Raw genomic sequence first — 18,369 nt, 5'->3', positions numbered from 1 at the left:
AAGAGCGGTTCCGTGATCAACAAAAACGATTACAGCGCTTTGAGGATCGCATCCACGCTGGCTTTGGCGTCGCCAAAGAGCATATGGGTGTTATCCTTGAAGAACAGCGGGTTCTGCACGCCGGCGTAACCGGTATTCATCGAGCGCTTAAACACGATGACGTTCTGCGCCTTCCACACTTCCAGTACCGGCATGCCGGCAATCGGGCTGCCCGGATCGTCCTGCGCCGCCGGGTTCACCGTGTCGTTGGCGCCGATTACCAGCACCGTGTCGGTGTCGGCGAAATCGTCGTTGATTTCATCCATCTCCAGCACAATGTCATAAGGCACTTTCGCTTCGGCCAGCAGCACGTTCATGTGGCCTGGCAGACGTCCCGCAACCGGGTGAATGCCGAAGCGCACGTTGATGCCGCGCGCGCGCAGTTTTTCGGTGATTTCGGCCACCGGATATTGCGCCTGCGCCACCGCCATGCCGTAGCCCGGCGTGATAATAACGGAGTGAGAGTTCTTCAGCATGTCCGCCGTCTCTTCCGCGCTAATTTCACGGTGCTCGCCCACTTCATCGCTGCTGGTGCTCGCCACGCCGTCTGAGCCAAAGCCGCCTGCGATGACGCTGATAAACGAGCGGTTCATCGCCTTACACATAATGTAAGAGAGGATGGCGCCCGACGAACCGACCAGCGCGCCGGTGACGATAAGCAGATCGTTGCTGAGCATAAAGCCCGCCGCCGCCGCCGCCCACCCTGAGTAGGAGTTCAGCATGGAAACCACAACCGGCATATCCGCGCCGCCGATAGAAGCGACCAGATGCCAGCCGAACGCCAGCGCGATAATGGTCATCAGCAGCAGCGCCAGCACCTGCAGGCCCACGCTTTCAGTACGCACGAAGACGACCAGCAGCACAAAGGAGACCACCAGCGCCGCCAGATTCAGCTTGTGGCGGTTCGGCAGCATCAGCGGTTTGGACGAAATTTTGCCGCACAGTTTGCCGTACGCCACGATGGAGCCGGTAAAGGTCACCGCGCCGATAAAGATGCCCAGGAACACTTCCGCCAGGTGGATATTCACCAGCACCGGGTCCAGGCCCGGATTATGGTGCAGGTAGCTGTTGAAGCCCACCAGCACGGCAGCCAGGCCGACAAAGCTGTGCAGAATGGCGACCAGCTCCGGCATCTGGGTCATTTCCACTTTCTTCGCCAGATGCATGCCGATGGCGCCGCCGATAACCATGGCGATGATTATCCATACCACGTTGCCGGTTTCCGGCCCGAGGATGGTGGCGATAAGCGCAATCGCCATGCCGGCGATGCCGAAGCGGTTGCCCTGCTGAGAGGTTTCATGCTTCGACAGCCCCGCCAGGCTAAAAATAAACAGGATCGCGGCAACAATGTATGCTGCGGTAACTAATCCTCCAGACATGTGTTACCCCTTAGTTCTTCCGGAACATTTTCAGCATGCGCTGAGTGACGGTGAAACCACCAAAAATGTTAATGCTGGCGATAAGCACGGCGATAAAGCTAAAGAAGCTGACCCAGCCGCCGTCGCCAATCTGCAGCAGCGCGCCGACGACGATAATGCCGGAAATGGCGTTAGTAACCGACATCAGCGGCGTATGCAACGCATGGGAAACGTTCCACACCACGTAATAGCCCACCACGCAGGCCAGCGCGAAGACGGTGAAGTGCCCCAGGAATTCCCGCGGCGCCACATCCGCCAGCCAGCCGAAAAGCACGATAGCCAGCGCCATCAGCGCGTATTTCCGCCACGGCGAGGCTGGTTTCACCGGCTCTTTGACCGTTTCGGTCTGTTTTACCGCCGCCTGAGGCTGTGCGGAAACCTGAATCGGCGGCGCGGGCCAGGTGACTTCCCCTTCGCGAATAACCGTTACGCCGCGCACCACCACATCGTCAAAATCCACCACCACGTTGCCGTCTTTTTCTTTGCACAACAGCTTAAGCAGGTTCACCAGGTTGGTGCCGTAAAGCTGAGAAGACTGGGTCGGCAGACGGCCCGGCAGATCGGTATAACCGATGACTTTTACGCCGTGAGGAGTGACAAAAATCTCGTTCGGGACGGTGTATTCGCAGTTGCCGCCGTTCTGCGCGGCCAGGTCGACAATCACGCTGCCCGGCTTCATGGAATCGACCATTTCGCGGGTAATGAGCTTCGGCGCCGGTTTGCCCGGAATAAGCGCGGTGGTGACGATGATATCCACCTCTTTCGCCTGGGCGGCGAAAAGCGCCATTTCCGCTTTGATGAACGCCTCGGACATCACTTTGGCGTACCCGTCGCCGCTGCCCGCCTCTTCTTTGAAATCCAGCTCGAGGAACTCGGCGCCCATGCTCTGCACCTGCTCCTTCACTTCCGGCCGGGTGTCGAAGGCGCGCACGATAGCGCCAAGGCTGTTCGCCGCGCCGATAGCCGCAAGACCCGCAACGCCCGCGCCAATGACCATCACTTTCGCCGGCGGCACTTTCCCCGCCGCGGTGATCTGGCCGGTAAAGAAACGGCCGAACTCGTGAGCGGCTTCAACAATCGCCCGGTAACCGGCGATGTTGGCCATGGAGCTCAGCGCATCGAGCGACTGCGCGCGCGAAATACGCGGCACGGCATCCATCGCCATCACGGTTACGCCGCGCGCAGCCAGCTTTTCCATCAAGGCCGGGTTTTGCGCCGGCCAGATGAAGCTTACAAGCGTTGTGCCGGCTTGCAGCAGCGCGATCTCCTCTTCCAGCGGCGCGTTGACCTTCAGGACCACGTCCGACTGCCATACGGTTTCGCTTGTCGCCAGCTCCGCGCCTGCCGCAGCAAACGCCTCGTCGTCGAAACTCGCCAGTTTACCCGCGTCATGTTCAACGGCGACGCTAAAACCCAGTTTTAATAACTGCTCCACGGTTTTAGGCGTTGCCGCGACGCGGGTTTCATTGGCCAACCGCTCTTTTGGTACACCAATACGCATAGTATTCCCTTCCATCGGTTTTGAATGATGGTCTGCCACTCGTTTTCATAATGAAGACGGCTCGCGCCGCTTCGGCCAGAAAATCAATCTGTAACAAACTTTCTATAACCTACTGAAATTAGCGCCCCCGATCCACCACAGGTTGCGGGTATTTTTGCGTTTATCCGCAAAAAGGCAGTCATGCGCGCGCATAACAGGGATTTTTGCTTTAAATCACGATGAGAAAGCCGATATTCCGCTTAAGCGCAACGGTAAAACATGATTCTGCTCGGGCAGGAATGCGTTCCTTAACAAACCTTTAACTTAAAAAGTAATAACCTTTATCAATTTTTCCGGTCAGTCGCCTGTTTTTGACATCTATTGGCAAATGTTATTCCGCGCAACCGAAACGCCGCATTGAGTGTGAAAAATGGCGCAGACAGCCAAACCCAATCAATGCAATAATCAGCGGCTAACCGTTAATGTACACAGGCAGTATGAGTACCTTTTTTGCGCATGGCGAAGGATTATTTTTATGAAGCTTAAGTACACTCTTCTGGCGTCCGCGCTGTTTTCCGTGACCACGCTGTCCGCTCAGGCGGCCACCGAGTTAACGCCAGAACAGGCCGCTGCGGTAAAGCCTTATGACCGTATCGTTATCACCGGTCGTTTTAACGCCATCGGCGAAGCGGTTGACGCCGTATCGCGTCGGGCGGATAAAATGGGCGCCGCCTCTTTCTATATTCTGGATACCAACGACACCGGCAACAGCGGCAACTGGCGCGTAGTAGCGGACGTTTATCATGAGAACGCGCCGAAGGCCGAAGAGACAAAAAACCGCATCATTAACGGCGTGATGGAACTGCCGAAAGATCAGGCTATCGCGCTCGAGCCTTACGATACGGTGACCGTTCAGGGTTTTTATCGCAGCCAGCCTGAAGTCAACGACGCCATCACCAAAGCAGCAAGCGCGAAAGGCGCCGCCTCGTTTTATATTGTGCGCCAGGTAGACGCCAACCAGGGCGGCAACCAGCGCATCACGGCTTATATTTATAAAGCTGACGCGAAAAAACGCGTGCTGCAAAGCCCGGACGCTATTCCGGCTGATTCCGATGCAGGCCGCGCAGCGCTGGCCAAAGGCGGTGAAGAAGCGAAGAAAGTGGAAATTCCAGGCGTCGCCACCTCTGCCGCCCCGAGCGCTGACGTGGGCCGTTTCTTTGAAACGCAGGAAAGCAAAGGCGGTCGTTACACCGTCACGCTGCCGGACGGTAAAGAAATTCAGGAAGTGAATAAAATTACCGCCGCGCAAATGGTGCCTTTTGACAGCGTTCAGTTTACCGGTCATTACTCAAGCATGACGGAAATCTCGTACCAGGTGGCGAAACGCGCCGCGAAAAAAGGCGCTAAGTATTATCATATTACTCGCCAGTGGGAAGAGAAAGGCGGCAACCTGACTATCAGCGCCGACCTCTACAAGTAATTCCACTCCCCAGAAAGACGGCCCAGGCCGTCTTTTTTTCTCTTTCAGAAGATTTTAGCGCCCCCTCTCATTGCATGCCTTGTCTGGACTCCGTAAAATCGCGCGCCTTAGCGTGATCCACCATTTTTATGCGCTCTGGCAAAATAATTATTCTGGGTCCTTCTCTTTAAACAACAGGATACCTATGGACAAAAAACTTGGTCTCGCCGCGTTAACCGCGCTCGTTTTAAGCTCCATGCTGGGCGCGGGCGTCTTCAGCCTGCCGCAAAATATGGCGGCCGTCGCGGGGCCTGCCGCGCTGCTGACTGGCTGGGCGATTACCGGCGCAGGCATTTTGCTGCTGGCGCTGGCGATGCTGTTTCTGACCCGCCTGCGCCCGGATCTCGACGGCGGCATTTTTACCTATGCGCGGGAAGGATTCGGCGAACTGGTGGGTTTTTGCTCTGCCTGGGGCTACTGGCTGTGCGCGGTTATCGCTAACGTCTCCTATCTGGTGATTGTCTTTTCCGCGCTGAGCTTTTTTACCGATACGCCTGAGCTGAAGCTTTTTGGCGACGGCAATACCTGGCAATCCATCGTCGGCGCGTCGGTATTGCTGTGGGTGGTGCACTGGCTGGTGCTGCGCGGCGTACAGACGGCGGCCAGCATTAATATCGCCGCCACGCTCGCGAAACTGCTGCCGCTGGGGCTCTTTGTGGTCCTCGCCATCATCGGCTTTAAGCTTTCTACCTTCAGCCTTGATTTCAAAGGCGTTGAGCTGGGCGTGCCGGTCTGGGAGCAGGTGAAAAACACCATGCTCATTACGCTGTGGGTGTTTATCGGCGTGGAAGGCGCCGTGGTGGTTTCCGCCCGCGCACGTAATAAAAGCGATGTCGGCATGGCGACGCTGCTGGCCGTGCTGGCGGCGCTGGCGGTTTATCTGCTGGTCACGCTGCTGTCGCTGGGCGTGCTGGCGCGCCCTGAGCTGGCGCAGATGCGTAACCCCTCGATGGCCGGACTGCTGGTGGAAATGATAGGGCCGTGGGGCGAGGTGATTATCGCCGCCGGTCTGATTGTCTCCGTCTGCGGCGCTTACCTGAGCTGGACCATTATGGCGGCGGAAGTGCCGTTGCTTGCCGCCCGCTATCGCGCTTTCCCTAAAATTCTGCTGCGTCAGAATGAGAACAACGCGCCGGCGGCCTCTTTATGGCTTACCAACGCCAGCGTGCAGGTTTGCCTGGTGCTTATCTGGGCGACGGGCTCGGATTACAACACCCTGCTGACCATCGCTTCAGAGATGATTCTGGTGCCTTATCTGCTGGTTGGCGCTTACCTTGTGAAGATTGCGAAACGTCCTTTGCACAGGCTTACGGGTGTCGGAGCGTCCATTTATGGTTTATGGTTGCTGTATGCCTCAGGCCCGATGCACCTGCTGCTCTCGGTTGTGCTTTACGCCCCCGGCCTGCTGGTTTTCCTGTACGCTCGCCGTACGCACCAGCATGACGTGGCGCTGAAATCGCACGAGCGCGTGTTTATCGGCCTGTTGTTAATCGCCGCGCTGCCGGCCACATGGATGCTGATGGGGTAACCGCCCCATCGTCGTCACTGACGAGGAGTGCTTATGGGCAAAAAATTGGATCGTCCGATAGTCATTACCGGCGGAGGCCGTCGCATCGGTCTCGCGCTGGCGCACCATTTTCTGGCGCAGCATCACGACGTGATTGTCAGCTACCGCACCCGCTACCCGGCTATCGACGTGCTGGAAGAGACGGGCGCTATCTGCATTCAGGCCGATTTCTGCACCGATGAAGGCATTCTCGCTTTCGCCGACGCCGTGAAAGCGCGCACCGATCGTATTCGCGCGCTGCTGCATAACGCCAGCGCCTGGCAATCGGAGGGGAATGGCCTGTCGCCGGCCAAAGTGCTGCATGAAATGATGCAAATTCATGTGCACGCCCCTTACCTGCTGAACTTTGCGCTGGAAGGGCTGCTGCGCGGCCAGGGCCATGCCGCGGCGGATATCATTCATTTCACCGACTACGTCGTCGAGCGAGGCAGTGAGAAACATATTGCTTACGCGGCCAGCAAAGCGGCGCTCGATAACCTCACCCGCTCGTTTGCCCGCAAACTGGCGCCGGAGGTGAAAGTCAACGCCATCGCCCCGTCGCTGATTCTGTTTAACGAAAACGACGATCCGGAGTACCGTCAGCGGGCGCTGAATAAGTCGCTGATGAAAATCGCGCCGGGCGAAAAAGAGATAATCGACCTGCTCGATTATCTGCTGACCAGCTGCTTCGTTACCGGTCGCAGCTTCGCCGTCGATGGCGGCCGACAGCTGCGCTAAGCGCGGTTTATCATTGGTTGATGGAGCGCAGGCGGCGTCCGGTGTATGTTAAGCCTTTTACGCTAAACGCAACGGTATATGGCTAAAATAGTCTTTGTCGAGGATGACCCGGAAGTCGGCTCGCTGATTGCCGCTTATCTGGGCAAACATGATATTAACGTGGTGGTGGAAAGCCGCGGCGACCGCGCTGAAGAGGTAATCCAGCGCGAGAAGCCCGATCTGGTCCTGCTGGATATTATGCTGCCCGGTAAAGACGGCATGACGCTCTGTCGGGACTTACGCCCGAACTGGCAAGGCCCCGTCGTCCTGCTGACCTCGCTTGACAGCGACATGAACCACATTTTGTCGCTGGAGATGGGGGCAAGCGATTATATTCTTAAAACGACCCCACCCGCCGTGTTGCTGGCGCGTCTGCGTCTGCACCTGCGCCAGGCGCAGCCGCAAAACCCGGAACCCCTCTCGCTTAAACCCCACAAGGCGCTGCGTTTCGGCGCGCTGTGTATCGATCCGATTAACCGTCAGGTTACGCTGGACAATGACGTGGTCGCCCTTTCCACGGCGGATTTTGATTTGCTCTGGGAGCTGGCGACCCATGCCGGGCAGATTATGGACCGCGACGCGCTGCTGAAAAACCTGCGCGGCGTCAGCTATGACGGCCTCGATCGCAGCGTGGATGTAGCGATTTCCCGCCTGCGCAAAAAGCTCAACGACAACGCCACCGAGCCGTTTCGCATTAAAACCGTACGCAATAAAGGCTATCTTTTTGCGCCGCACGCCTGGGAAAGCGAGGCGTAAAACGCACCCGCCGCGCCAACAGGCGCGGCGGGGTCCGCTTGCGCGTCAGATTTGCGCCTGGCCGCCGTCCACAAAAAGCTCAACGCCATTCACAAAGCTTGCCTCGTCAGACGCCAGGAACAATACCGCTTTGGCGATCTCTTCCGGCTGGCCGACGCGCCCGGCCGGGATCTGTTCAGCAAGCCACGCTTTGGTGCCTTCGGCCTGGTCGCCGCCGCCGAACAGGTCGTTCAGCCCCGCGGTTTCGGTCACGCCGGGGCTGACGGCGTTAACGCGAATGCGGCGCTCTTTAAGATCGAGTATCCAGTTGCGTGCGAAGCTGCGCACCGCGGCTTTGGTCGCCGAGTAAACGCTGAATGCCGGCGTGCCGGAAATGCTGGTGGTAGACGAGGTCAGCACGATAAGCCCCGCCATCGCGCAGCAGCGGCAGCGCTTTCTGCACGGTAAACAGCACGCCTTTGACGTTGGTATCGAACGTTTCCTGATAATGCGCTTCAGTAATAGCGCCCAGCGCGGCAAACTCGCCGCCGCCCGCGTTGGCGAAGACGACGTCGATATGGTTATGCTGTTTCTGCACGGCGTCATAAAGACGGTCGATATCACCAAGCTGGCTCATGTCGCCGCGCACGCCGGTCACTTTCCCCTCGATGCGGCTTACCGCCTCATCGAGCGTGGACTGGCGGCGGCCGGTGATAAACACAGATGCGCCCTGCGCTGCAAACGCTTTGGCGGTAGCGAAGCCGATGCCGCTGGTGCCGCCGGTAACGATAACCACTTTGTTGTTGAATTGTTGGCTCATTTTTCTTTCCTCAGGTGAGAGTGGATGATGACCGTTCGTCATGGAGAGAAGAATAAGCGCTTCCCAAAGGTGTGAGTAGTAGGACAAAATGGCACCCTGCGTTCTGAATAAGGAACGATAATGCAGACTGACCTTAACGATTACTTTTACTTTGCCGAAGTGGTGACCCATGGCGGGTTCGCGGCGGCCAGCCGGGCGCTGAAACAGCCCAAATCAAAACTGAGCCGCCGTGTGGCGGGCCTGGAAGCGCAGCTTGGCGTGCGCCTGATTGAGCGCTCCAGCCGCCGCTTTCGCGTAACGGAAGTGGGCCAGGCGTTTTACGACCAGTGCCGGGCCATGCTGCTGGAGGCGGAAAAAGCGCAGGCGCTGATTGCCGAAGCACAGGCGGAACCGCATGGACTGGTGCGTTTCAGTTGTCCGACAGGGCTGGTGGAAGTGATTTCCGCCGTGCTGCCCTCTTTCATGAACCGCTTTCCTAAAGTGAAGCTGCAAATTGTCGCCGTGGACCGGGCGGTGGATTTAATCCGCGAACGCATTGATGTTGCGCTGCGCGTGCGTACTGAACTGACCAGCGACGCTGAGCTGGTGATGCGCTCGCTGGGCTATTCGCGCCGTATACTGGTTGCAAGCCCGGCGCTTGCCAGCATGCTGGATGGCAATATCGACGCCTTGCCCTTGCAGCCTACGCTTGGCACCAGCGACGAGCCGGGCGAATTAACCTGGCAACTGGAGCATGAGCAGGGCAAAAGCTGCCTTATCCGCCACGAGCCGCGCATTAGCTGCGCCGACTTCGGCGCCATTCGCTCGGCGGCGATGGCCGGGCTTGGCATTGCATTATTGCCGGACCATGTGTGCGCCGCGCAACTCGAGCGCGGCGAGCTGGCGCAGGTATACCGCGGCTGGCAGGGCCAGCGCGGCATCGTTCACCTGGTCTTTACCACCCGGCGCGGTCTGCCGCCCGCCGTCAGGGCTTTTATCGATCATCTGGCGGTGAATTTTCCCCTTGCCCCTTCGGCAGGCAAATAACGGACGTTACTATGACGGGTCGGGAGATGTCATGAAGAAGCTGTTCATCCAGTTTTATCTGCTGCTGTTTATCTGTTTTCTGGTGATGACGCTGCTGGTGGGGCTGGTCTATAAGTTTACCGCCGAGCGCGCCGGACGGCAGTCCCTGGACGACCTGATGAAAAGCTCGCTCTACCTGATGCGCAGCGAGCTGCGGGAGATCCCGCCGCGCGACTGGAATAAAACCATCAAAGAGCTGGACCTGAATCTCTCTTTTAAGCTGCGCATTCAGCCGCTCGCCAGGTTTCATCTGGACGACGCCACCATGCAGCGTCTGCGGGAGGGAGAGATCGTTGCGCTGGATGATGAGTACACCTTTGTACAGCGTATCCCGCGCAGCCATTACGTGCTGGCGGTGGGACCGGTGCCCTATCTCTATTTTTTGCACCAGATGCGGCTGCTGGACATCGCGCTTATCGCCTTTATCGCCATTTCGCTGGCCCTGCCGGTGTTTATCTGGATGCGTCCGCACTGGCGCGACATGCTGAAGCTGGAATCCGCCGCTCAGCGGCTGGGGGAAGGCCATCTTGACGAGCGTATTCACTTTGAGAGCGGCTCCGGTTTTTCTCGTCTCGGGATAGCGTTTAACCAGATGGCGGACAATATTAACGCCCTGATAGCGAGCAAAAAGCAGCTTATCGACGGGATTGCCCACGAGTTGCGCACCCCGCTGGTACGCCTGCGCTACCGGCTGGAAATGAGCGATAACCTGAGCGCCGACGAGGCGCAGGCGCTTAACCGCGACATCGGTCAGTTGGAGGCGTTGATTCAGGAGCTGTTGACCTATGCGCGCCTCGACAGGCCGCAAACCGAGCTGCACGTAAGCCAGGTCGATTTGCCGCGCTGGCTGGCTGAGCGGGTGGCGGAAACGCGCCAGATGCATCCGCACCGTGAACTGGAACTTCACTTGGGCAACATGGACGCGTATGGGCTGGTAGATATTCGCCTGATGGAGCGCGTGCTGGATAATCTGGTTAACAACGGGCTGCGTTATAGCGAGAAGCGCATGCGTGTGAGCCTCGACCAGCATAACCAGCGCGCTTGCCTTGCAGTGGAAGACGATGGGCCCGGCATCCCTGAAGCGGAGCGTACGCGGGTGTTTGAACCGTTTGTGCGGCTCGATCCGAGCCGCGACCGGGCTACCGGCGGCTGCGGGTTAGGGCTTGCGATTGTGCAGTCTATCGCGACGGCGATGGGCGGCTCGGTGAGCGCAACCACGAGCGACCTTGGCGGCGCCTGTTTCTGCTTCTGCTGGCCGATTGAGAAAGCGGCAGCGCCCGCGGCCGACAAGAACGAAACGGTAGTGTAAAAAGCGTAAGCGTCGCCTGTTCCGCTTATCCCCATCCTCTCCCCAGGGGCGATAAGCGAGCCCGACGGGCGGCGCTGCGCTGACCCGCTCTGTATATTGCCCGCCTGTTCCCTTTTCCCTGAAGGATAAAGGGAAAAACCCGACGGGCGGCGCTGCGCTGACCCGTTGTGGATTTCATCGGCCTGCTCCTTTGCGCTGGTAGCGCCCGCTTTTGCTTCTGTTCCTTGCCAGACTTTTACCGCGCTGTGGCCTAAGCCGGCGAAACTGTGCTACAAATAAAGTATGTTGTAACTAATGAGGTTTTATTATGGCCCGTTACGATCTGGTTGAGCGCCTCAACACCACCTTTCGCGAACTGGAGCATGCGCTGATACAAATGCGCGAAATATTAAGCGGTTGCCGCCTGCTGGCGGGCCGCGTTTTTGAGCTGCCGGAAATTGAAAAAGGCAAAGAGCACGATCCGCTGCTGACTATCGCCGTCACGCAAAAAGTGGGCAAGGCAGCACAGGAGGCGGCGCTTCGTCATTTCACACACCTGTTTATTCAGCAGCAGTCGGAAAACCGCAGCAGCAAGGCGGCGGTACGTCTGCCAGGCGCCGTTTGCTTTAGCGTAAACCACCCGCAGTATGAATCGCTCCACCAGCAGGCGGAACAGATTAATCAGCTCAAGGCGGAATTTGAAAATATCATTACCGTGGAATCGGAACTGCCCTCGGTGCAGCGTTTTGAGTGGGTGCACCGCCATCTGCCGGGATTGATCACCCTGAATGCCTATCGCCAGCTTACGCTGCTGGATAACCCCGCCACGCTGCGCTTCGGCTGGGCCAACAAGCACATCATCAAAAACCTCACGCGCGATGAAGTGCTCTCAATGCTTGAAAAAAGTCTGAAGTCGCCGCGTGCGGTGGCGCCCTGGAGCCGCGAGCAGTGGCATGAGAAAGTGACGCAGGAATATAACGACATTGCCGCCCTGCCGGAAAAGGCGCGTCTCAAGATAAAAAGGCCGGTCAAAGTGCAGCCGGTGGCGCGGGTCTGGTATGCCAATAACCAGCGGCAGGTGCAATACGCCTGCCCTTCGCCGCTGATTGTGCTGTGCCACGAAGAGCGCGGCGCAAAGGTGCCCGATATCGGCGAGCTGCTTAACTACGACGCGCAGAACGTGCGCCATCGCTTCAAGCCGCAGGCGGAGCCGCTGGAGTTGCTGATCCCCCGCCTGCACCTTTACCGGGCGCGCTGATTAGCGCTTCATGCTGCCGACCATCTCTTCAGGGCGCACCCATTCGTTGAACTCCTCCTCGCTGAGATAACCAAGCTTCAGCGCGGCGGCCTTCAGGGTCAGCCCCTCTTTATGGGCTTTTTTGGCGATTTCCGCCGCCTTGTCGTAACCGATATGGGTGTTGAGCGCCGTCACCAGCATCAGCGACTCGTTCAGCAACTGGCTGATGCGTTCGCGGTTAGGTTCAATGCCGACGGCGCAGTGCTCATTAAAGCTCTCCATGCCGTCGGCCAGCAGGCGTACCGACTGCAGGAAGTTATGGATAACCATCGGGCGGAAAACGTTGAGTTCGAAGTTGCCGGAAGCGCCGCCCATGTTGACCGCCACATCGTTGCCCATCACCTGACAGCAGAGCATGGTCATCGCTTCGCACTGGGTCGGATTCACCTTGCCGGGCATGATGGAGGAGCCGGGTTCGTTTTCCGGAATGGTGATTTCGCCAATGCCGCAGCGCGGGCCGCTCGCAAGCCAGCGCACGTCGTTGGCGATTTTCATCAGCGAGGCGGCAAGCCCTTTTAGCGCGCCGTGGGCGTGCACCAGCGCATCGCAGGTCGCAAGCGCTTCAAATTTGTTCGGCGCGGTGACAAACGGCTGGCTGGTAATTTCCGCCAGCGCTTTTGCTACCCGCTCAGCGTATTCCGGGTGGGTGTTAAGCCCGGTGCCGACCGCCGTGCCGCCAAGCGCCAGCTCGGCCAGATGCGGCAGGCTGTTGTCGATGTGCTTCAGGTTATGCTCAAGCATCGCCACCCAGCCGGAGATCTCCTGGCCGAGCGTCAGCGGCGTGGCGTCCTGCAAATGGGTGCGGCCGATTTTGACAATATCGGCAAAGGCGTTCGCTTTCTCGCTCAGCGTCTTGTGCAGCACTTTAAGCTGCGGTATCAGCTGTTCACGCAGCGCGATTACCGCCGCGACGTGCATTGCCGTCGGGAAAACGTCGTTTGAACTTTGGCTTTTGTTAACATCGTCGTTCGGATGCACTTTACGGCCCATGCCGCGTTCGCCGCCGAGAATTTCGCTTGCCCGGTTCGCCAGCACCTCGTTCATGTTCATGTTGGTCTGGGTGCCGGAGCCGGTCTGCCAGATGGCGAGGGGAAATTCATTGGGGTGCTTGCCCTCCAGCACCTCATCCGCCGCCTGAATAATCGCGTTGCCGCGCTCTGCAGGGAGCAGGCCGAGATCCATATTCACTTTTGCCGCCGCGCGCTTGGTCAGCGCCAGCGCCTGAATCAGCGCCACCGGCATTTTCTCTGTCGAGATGCGAAAGTGCTCCAGCGAGCGCTGCGTCTGCGCGCCCCAGAGTTTGTCCGCCGGTACGTCAATTGCGCCCATGGAATCTTTTTCACTGCGATGCGTTGCCATGACTTTCTCCATTCACATAAAAGGGGCGTCTCTGCATTTCAATGCAGGGACGAAGGTAAAGGGATCAGACGTTGCTCACACGTAAACGGGTGTTGTGATAATGCGTTACAGGGTAGTTCAGCTTTGCGCCCTCAGCGAAACGCGCAAAGAAAAAAGCCGCCCGCAGGCGGCTTAAACATCACTTCAGACAGGCGGAGCACTGTCCGCTCTGGATCTGTTTAAAGAAGTCGTTGCCTTTGTCATCCACCAGGATAAACGCCGGGAAATCTTCCACTTCAATTTTCCAGATGGCTTCCATCCCAAGCTCCGGGTATTCCACACATTCCAGCTTTTTGATGCTGCTCTGCGCCAGCACCGCCGCCGGGCCGCCGATGCTGCCAAGGTAAAAGCCGCCGTGCTTGTGGCAGGCGTCCGTCACCTGCTGGCTGCGGTTGCCTTTAGCAAGCATGATAAGGCTACCGCCGTGGGATTGCAGCAAATCGACGTAGGAGTCCATACGCCCCGCCGTGGTCGGGCCAAGCGAGCCGGAGGCGTACCCTTCCGGCGTTTTCGCCGGTCCGGCGTAATAGATGGGATGATCTTTGACATACTGCGGCACCCCTTCGCCGTTATCGATGCGCTCTTTCAGTTTCGCATGAGCGATGTCGCGCGCCACGATAATGGTGCCGGAAAGCGACAGGCGGGTGGAAACCGGGTACTGCGAGAGCTGCTTGACGATCTCGCTCATCGGGCGGTTGAGGTCGACGCGCACCGCTTCGCCCTCGCCTGCGCGGCGCAGTTCTTGCGGGATATATTTGCCAGGGTTATTTTCGAGCTTCTCAATCCAGATGCCGTCGCGGTTGATTTTAGCTTTGATGTTGCGGTCCGCCGAGCAGGAGACGCCCATGCCCACCGGGCAGGAGGCGCCGTGGCGCGGCAGGCGAATAACGCGAACATCATGCGCGAAATACTTGCCGCCGAACTGCGCGCCGAGCCCCAGCTTTTGCGCTTCCTCCAGCAGCTCCTGTTCAAGCTGCACATCGCGAAACGCCTGGCCGTACTCGTTCCCTTCCGTCGGCAGGCCGTCATAATATTTCGTCGAGGCGAGCTTCACGGTTTTCAGGGTCGCTTCCGCCGAGGTGCCGCCAATGACAAACGCCACGTGATATGGCGGGCAGGCCGCCGTGCCGAGGCTGCGCATCTTCTCCACCAGGTAGTTTTTCAACTTGCCGGGGCTTAGGAGCGCTTTGGTTTCCTGATAGAGGTACGTTTTATTGGCTGAACCGCCGCCTTTCGCGATACAGAGGAATTTGTATTCGTCGCCGTCCACGCTGTAGAGGTCAATCTGCGCCGGCAGGTTGGTGCCGGTGTTGACCTCTTTGTACATATCCAGCGCGGCGTTTTGCGAGTAACGCAGGTTATCTTCGGTGTAGGTGTTGTAAACGCCGCGCGCCAGCGCCGCTTCATCGCCGCCGCCGGTCCAGACGCGCTGGCCTTTTTTGCCCATGATGATGGCTGTGCCGGTATCCTGGCAGGTCGGCAAAATGCCTTTGGCGGCGATTTCCGAGTTGCGCAGGAACTGCAGCGCCACATATTTATCGTTTTCGCTGGCTTGCGGGTCATGCAGGATATCCGCCACCTGCTGCTGGTGCGCCGGGCGCAGCATAAAAGAGGCGTCGTGGAAAGCGTGCTGCGCCAGCAGCGTCAGCGCCTGCGGGTCGACCTTCAGCACTTCCTGGCCTTCGAACTCAGAGACTGAGACATAGTCGCGGGTCAGCAGGTAGTACTCGGTATCGTCTTTTTTTAGCGGAAAAGGGGGCTGGAACACAAAGGGTTTATTTGACATTGCTCTCTCACTTACAGCTTCAGCTAAGTAATTATTCGTTCAGCACTTCATGTGCGATGACAAAAAAGCGAGTGGCACCATCGTACACAATTTTTTAACAAAAACTGAGACTAATACGACTTTTTCCCGGGCAGGGTTACTTGAATCGCTTTTATTGCTTTAATACCTGAACTTTTTTCTACCTTCTTAAAGGGCTTAAGAATGAAAAAACTCATCAACTCAGTGCAGAACTATGCCTGGGGAAGTAAAACGGCGTTGACGGATCTCTATGGTATCGCGAACCCGCAAAACCAGCCGATGGCGGAATTGTGGATGGGCGCGCACCCGAAAAGCAGCTCAAAAATTCAGGACGAAGCGGGCGATATCCGCAGTTTACGTGATGTGATTGAAGCCAATAAACCGGCGCTGCTGGGCCAACACGTCGCAGAGCGCTTCGGCGAGCTGCCGTTTCTCTTTAAGGTGCTCTGCGCTGACCAGCCGCTCTCCATTCAGGTGCACCCTAACAAGCAGGCTTCTGAAGAGGGTTTCGCGCGGGAAAACGCGGCGGGCATTCCGCTGGACGCCGCCGAGCGCAATTATAAAGACCCCAACCACAAGCCGGAGCTGGTTTTCGCCCTCACCCCGTTCCTTGCGATGAACGCATTTCGCGAGTTTAGCGAAATCGTCTCGCTGCTGCAGCCGGTCTCCGGCGCGCATACGGCCATCGCCCATTTCCTGGAAAACCCGAATGCGGAGCGCTTAAGCGAGCTTTTCGCCAGCCTCCTCAACATGCAGGGCGAGGAGAAATCCCGCGCGCTGGCGGTGCTGAAGGCGGCGGTGGCAAGCCAGCAGGGCGAGCCGTGGCAGACCATTACGTTCATCGAACAATTCTACCCCGACGACAGCGGGCTCTTCTCTCCGCTGCTGCTGAACGTGGTCAAGCTCAACCCCGGCGAAGCGATGTTCCTGTTCGCCGAAACGCCGCATGCTTATCTGCAGGGCGTCGCGCTGGAAGTCATGGCGAACTCTGACAACGTATTGCGCGCCGGGCTGACGCCGAAATATATCGATATCCCTGAGCTGGTGGCGAACGTGAAGTTTGTCGGCAAACCGGCAGGCGAGCTGCTGACCCAGCCCGTGAAGCAGGAGAGCGCCCTGGACTTCCCTATTCCGGTGGCCGATTTCGCCTTCTCGCTGCACGACCTCAGCACCCATGAAACGCCCCTTGCCCAGCAAAGCGCCGCTATCCTCTTTTGCGTCGAAGGCGAAGCGGTGCTGCGCCGCGGCGATGAGCGTCTGGTGTTGAAGCCGGGCGAATCCGCTTTCGTGGCGGCCAATGAATCGCCCGTTGCGGCAAGCGGCGTGGGCCGTCTGGCGCGGGTTTACAATAAGCTCGACTAAGTTACTGATCTTTTAGACAAGGATTGCTAAGCTTTACCTATTCTTTGCACCGAGCCAGGCGTCCTGCGCCTGGCTTCTCATTTAGGGATAAATAGCTATGAAAAAGTCTCTGGTTGCCGTTGGGGTGATTGTCGCCCTCGGCGTCGTCTGGACCGGCACCGCCTGGTACACTGGCAAACAGCTCGAAAACCGCATCGGCGAAATGGTTAACGAAGCCAATACGCGCCTGCAGCAAACCATGCCGGAAGCCGGGCTGCAGGTGAGCTATCAGCATTACCAGCGCGGCCTGTTCCGCAGCCACCTGCAACTGGTCGTGAAACCTGTCGCTAACCAGGCGAACGCCTGGCTGAAGCCAGAGCAAAATGTGGTGATTGATCAGGTTATCGACCACGGCCCCTTCCCTTTCGCCGAACTGAAAAAATTCAACATTCTGCCGGCGATGGCTGCGGTGGTTTCCACCCCGGTCAACAATGCCACCACCAAACCGCTGTTTGATATCGCTAAAGGCGAAGCGTTTGTTCGTGCGCAAACGCGTGTGGGCTACAGCGGCGATACGTCGACGGATTTCAACTTCAGCGCGCTGAATTACGAAAGCCCGACCGAGAAAGTGGCCTTCAGCGGCGGCGATTTCACGCTGGACGTGGATAACGAAGGCAGTCTCTTTACGCTGAAAGGCAAAGCGGAAAGCGGCCTGATTAATGCTGTCAACGAATACAACCAGCGCGTGCAGTTTACCTTTAACGGCCTGGATACTGATGGTTCCAGCAAGCTCACCGCCTTTAACGAGCGCGTGGGCAGCCAGAAGCTGACGCTTGATAAACTCGCTGTCGCTATCGAGGGCAAAGAGCTGGCGGTGGTGGATGGGCTGAGCTTTAACGGCAAATCGGACGTGGCGAAAGATGGCAAAAATATCGACAGCCAGATCGATTACCAGATGGACAGCCTGAAAATTCAGAATCAAGACATGGGCAGCGCGAAGCTCACCATGAAGGTGGGGAATATTGACGGCGAGGCCTGGCACCAGTTCAGCCAGCAGTACAACGCGCAGAGCCGCGCGCTGCTCGGCCAGCCGGATGTGGTCAATAACCCCGAGCTCTATCAGCAAAGAGCGACGCAGATTTTCTTCGCTAACCTGCCTGTGCTGCTTAAAGGCGAGCCGGTTATCACCATCGCGCCGCTGAGCTGGAAAAACGCCAAAGGCGAAAGCACGTTCAACCTGTCGCTGTTCCTGAAAGATCCGGCGAAGGCGCCTGCCGCCGCTGCGCCCGCTACCCCGGCGCAGCAGGTTGATCGCCTGGTGAAATCGATGGAAAGCAAGCTGGTTATCCCGACCGACATGGCGACCGAGTTTATGACCCAGGTCGCGAAGCTTGAGGGTTACCAGCAGGACGACGCGACGAAACTCGCCAGTCAGCAGGTAAAAGGCATGGCGGCGATGGGCCAGATGTTCCGCATCACCTCGATGGAAGATGACAACATCGTGACCAGCCTGCAATACGCTAACGGTCAGGTGACGCTGAACGGGCAGAAGATGCCGCTGGACGAATTTGTCGGCATGTTTGGCCTGCCGGGCGACGTGGCGCCGGGCATTCCGGGTCTCTCTCCGGAACCGGCGCCAGTCCCGGCGCCTGCGCCTGAGCAAACCCCGTCTCCTGCGCCTGCTCCCGCGCCAGCCCCGGCCTTAACGCCGGACCAGCAGCCTGCGCAAACGCCTGCGCCGGTTCCGGCTCCCGCGCCGGACGCGGTGCCGACGCCCGCCCCGCCCCCTGCGCCGACGCCAACCGTACCGCAGCAGTAAAACCACGGCCTCTGCGGAGGCCG

Annotated in this window: 12 protein-coding genes and 2 pseudogenes; 9 read left to right on the top strand and 5 right to left on the bottom strand. The window is 58.3% G+C overall.

From position 1 onward, the window contains the following. Window positions 1–29 precede the first annotated feature (29 nt). Both pntB and pntA read right to left on the bottom strand, forming a co-directional pair. The gene (gene pntB, locus ACU4F7_RS09910; protein WP_029592758.1) at window positions 30–1,418 is read right to left on the bottom strand and encodes a Re/Si-specific NAD(P)(+) transhydrogenase subunit beta; all 1,389 of its coding nucleotides are present in this window, start codon (window positions 1,416–1,418) and stop codon (window positions 30–32) included. A 10-nt stretch (window positions 1,419–1,428) separates the two neighbouring features. Then, complete coding sequence (gene pntA / locus ACU4F7_RS09905; protein ID WP_029592757.1) at window positions 1,429–2,958, bottom strand: Re/Si-specific NAD(P)(+) transhydrogenase subunit alpha; 1,530 nt, start codon at window positions 2,956–2,958, stop codon at window positions 1,429–1,431. 514 nt (window positions 2,959–3,472) lie between these two features. Between pntA and ydgH the strand changes: the two genes are divergently transcribed. The 4 genes from ydgH to rstA all read left to right on the top strand — a co-directional run bounded on the left by ydgH (window position 3,473) and on the right by rstA (window position 7,535). Continuing rightward, window positions 3,473–4,417 carry a DUF1471 family protein YdgH gene (gene ydgH, locus ACU4F7_RS09900; protein ID WP_029592756.1) on the top strand — a complete coding sequence of 315 codons (945 nt, stop codon included), beginning with the start codon at window positions 3,473–3,475 and terminating at the stop codon, window positions 4,415–4,417. Window positions 4,418–4,601: 184 nt separating this feature from the next. Beyond that, window positions 4,602–5,984: an amino acid permease gene (locus tag ACU4F7_RS09895; protein ID WP_029592755.1), complete on the top strand. Its 1,383-nt coding sequence runs from the start codon at window positions 4,602–4,604 to the stop codon at window positions 5,982–5,984. A 33-nt stretch (window positions 5,985–6,017) separates the two neighbouring features. After that, a complete protein-coding gene (gene folM, locus ACU4F7_RS09890; RefSeq protein ID WP_024561742.1) occupies window positions 6,018–6,740 on the top strand; it encodes a dihydromonapterin reductase in 723 nt (240 codons plus the stop codon). Window positions 6,741–6,818: 78 nt separating this feature from the next. After that, on the top strand, window positions 6,819–7,535 hold the full coding sequence (rstA, locus tag ACU4F7_RS09885; RefSeq protein WP_481638542.1) for a two-component system response regulator RstA: 717 nt from the start codon (window positions 6,819–6,821) through the stop codon (window positions 7,533–7,535). 45 nt (window positions 7,536–7,580) lie between these two features. Here rstA and ACU4F7_RS09880 read toward each other — a convergent pair. Next, a pseudogene (locus ACU4F7_RS09880) lies at window positions 7,581–8,334 on the bottom strand (SDR family NAD(P)-dependent oxidoreductase). 120 nt (window positions 8,335–8,454) lie between these two features. Between ACU4F7_RS09880 and ACU4F7_RS09875 the strand changes: the two are divergent. From ACU4F7_RS09875 to tus, 3 genes are all read left to right on the top strand, one after another. Beyond that, window positions 8,455–9,360 (top strand): LysR family transcriptional regulator, encoded by a 906-nt coding sequence (locus ACU4F7_RS09875; RefSeq protein ID WP_481638541.1) that lies wholly within the window; start codon window positions 8,455–8,457, stop codon window positions 9,358–9,360. Window positions 9,361–9,391: 31 nt separating this feature from the next. After that, on the top strand, window positions 9,392–10,708 hold the full coding sequence (gene rstB / locus ACU4F7_RS09870) for a two-component system sensor histidine kinase RstB (RefSeq protein WP_481638540.1): 1,317 nt from the start codon (window positions 9,392–9,394) through the stop codon (window positions 10,706–10,708). 307 nt (window positions 10,709–11,015) lie between these two features. After that, entirely contained in the window at window positions 11,016–11,945 is a 930-nt protein-coding gene (gene tus, locus ACU4F7_RS09865) for a DNA replication terminus site-binding protein (RefSeq protein ID WP_481638539.1), read from the top strand. Here the strand turns inward: tus and fumC are convergent, their stop codons facing one another. Next, on the bottom strand, window positions 11,946–13,343 hold the full coding sequence (gene fumC / locus ACU4F7_RS09860) for a class II fumarate hydratase (RefSeq protein WP_481638538.1): 1,398 nt from the start codon (window positions 13,341–13,343) through the stop codon (window positions 11,946–11,948). Between the two features lie 178 nt (window positions 13,344–13,521). Beyond that, complete coding sequence (fumA, locus tag ACU4F7_RS09855) at window positions 13,522–15,168, bottom strand: class I fumarate hydratase FumA (protein ID WP_481638537.1); 1,647 nt, start codon at window positions 15,166–15,168, stop codon at window positions 13,522–13,524. A gap of 201 nt (window positions 15,169–15,369) precedes the next feature. Between fumA and manA the strand changes: the two genes are divergently transcribed. Together manA and ACU4F7_RS09845 are read left to right on the top strand one after the other, a co-directional pair. Continuing rightward, window positions 15,370–16,548: a mannose-6-phosphate isomerase gene (gene manA / locus ACU4F7_RS09850; protein WP_481638536.1), complete on the top strand. Its 1,179-nt coding sequence runs from the start codon at window positions 15,370–15,372 to the stop codon at window positions 16,546–16,548. Between the two features lie 97 nt (window positions 16,549–16,645). Further along, window positions 16,646–18,214: pseudogene (locus ACU4F7_RS09845) on the top strand (YdgA family protein); the annotation flags it as partial. Window positions 18,215–18,369 lie beyond the last annotated feature (155 nt).

It is taken from the genome of Franconibacter pulveris, from assembly GCF_056780215.1.
Note: the sequence above shows the minus strand (reverse complement) of the source record. Positions and strands in the feature narration are given on the sequence as shown.

Coding starts and splice junctions, on each gene's coding strand:
- pntB (WP_029592758.1), bottom strand. CDS start 1,418: ATGTCTGGAGGATTAGTTACCGCAGCATACATTGTTGCCGCGATCCTG.
- manA (WP_481638536.1), top strand. CDS start 15,370: ATGAAAAAACTCATCAACTCAGTGCAGAACTATGCCTGGGGAAGTAAA.
- tus (WP_481638539.1), top strand. CDS start 11,016: ATGGCCCGTTACGATCTGGTTGAGCGCCTCAACACCACCTTTCGCGAA.
- ACU4F7_RS09875 (WP_481638541.1), top strand. CDS start 8,455: ATGCAGACTGACCTTAACGATTACTTTTACTTTGCCGAAGTGGTGACC.
- fumA (WP_481638537.1), bottom strand. CDS start 15,168: ATGTCAAATAAACCCTTTGTGTTCCAGCCCCCTTTTCCGCTAAAAAAA.
- ydgH (WP_029592756.1), top strand. CDS start 3,473: ATGAAGCTTAAGTACACTCTTCTGGCGTCCGCGCTGTTTTCCGTGACC.
- rstB (WP_481638540.1), top strand. CDS start 9,392: ATGAAGAAGCTGTTCATCCAGTTTTATCTGCTGCTGTTTATCTGTTTT.
- ACU4F7_RS09895 (WP_029592755.1), top strand. CDS start 4,602: ATGGACAAAAAACTTGGTCTCGCCGCGTTAACCGCGCTCGTTTTAAGC.
- rstA (WP_481638542.1), top strand. CDS start 6,819: ATGGCTAAAATAGTCTTTGTCGAGGATGACCCGGAAGTCGGCTCGCTG.
- folM (WP_024561742.1), top strand. CDS start 6,018: ATGGGCAAAAAATTGGATCGTCCGATAGTCATTACCGGCGGAGGCCGT.
- pntA (WP_029592757.1), bottom strand. CDS start 2,958: ATGCGTATTGGTGTACCAAAAGAGCGGTTGGCCAATGAAACCCGCGTC.
- fumC (WP_481638538.1), bottom strand. CDS start 13,343: ATGGCAACGCATCGCAGTGAAAAAGATTCCATGGGCGCAATTGACGTA.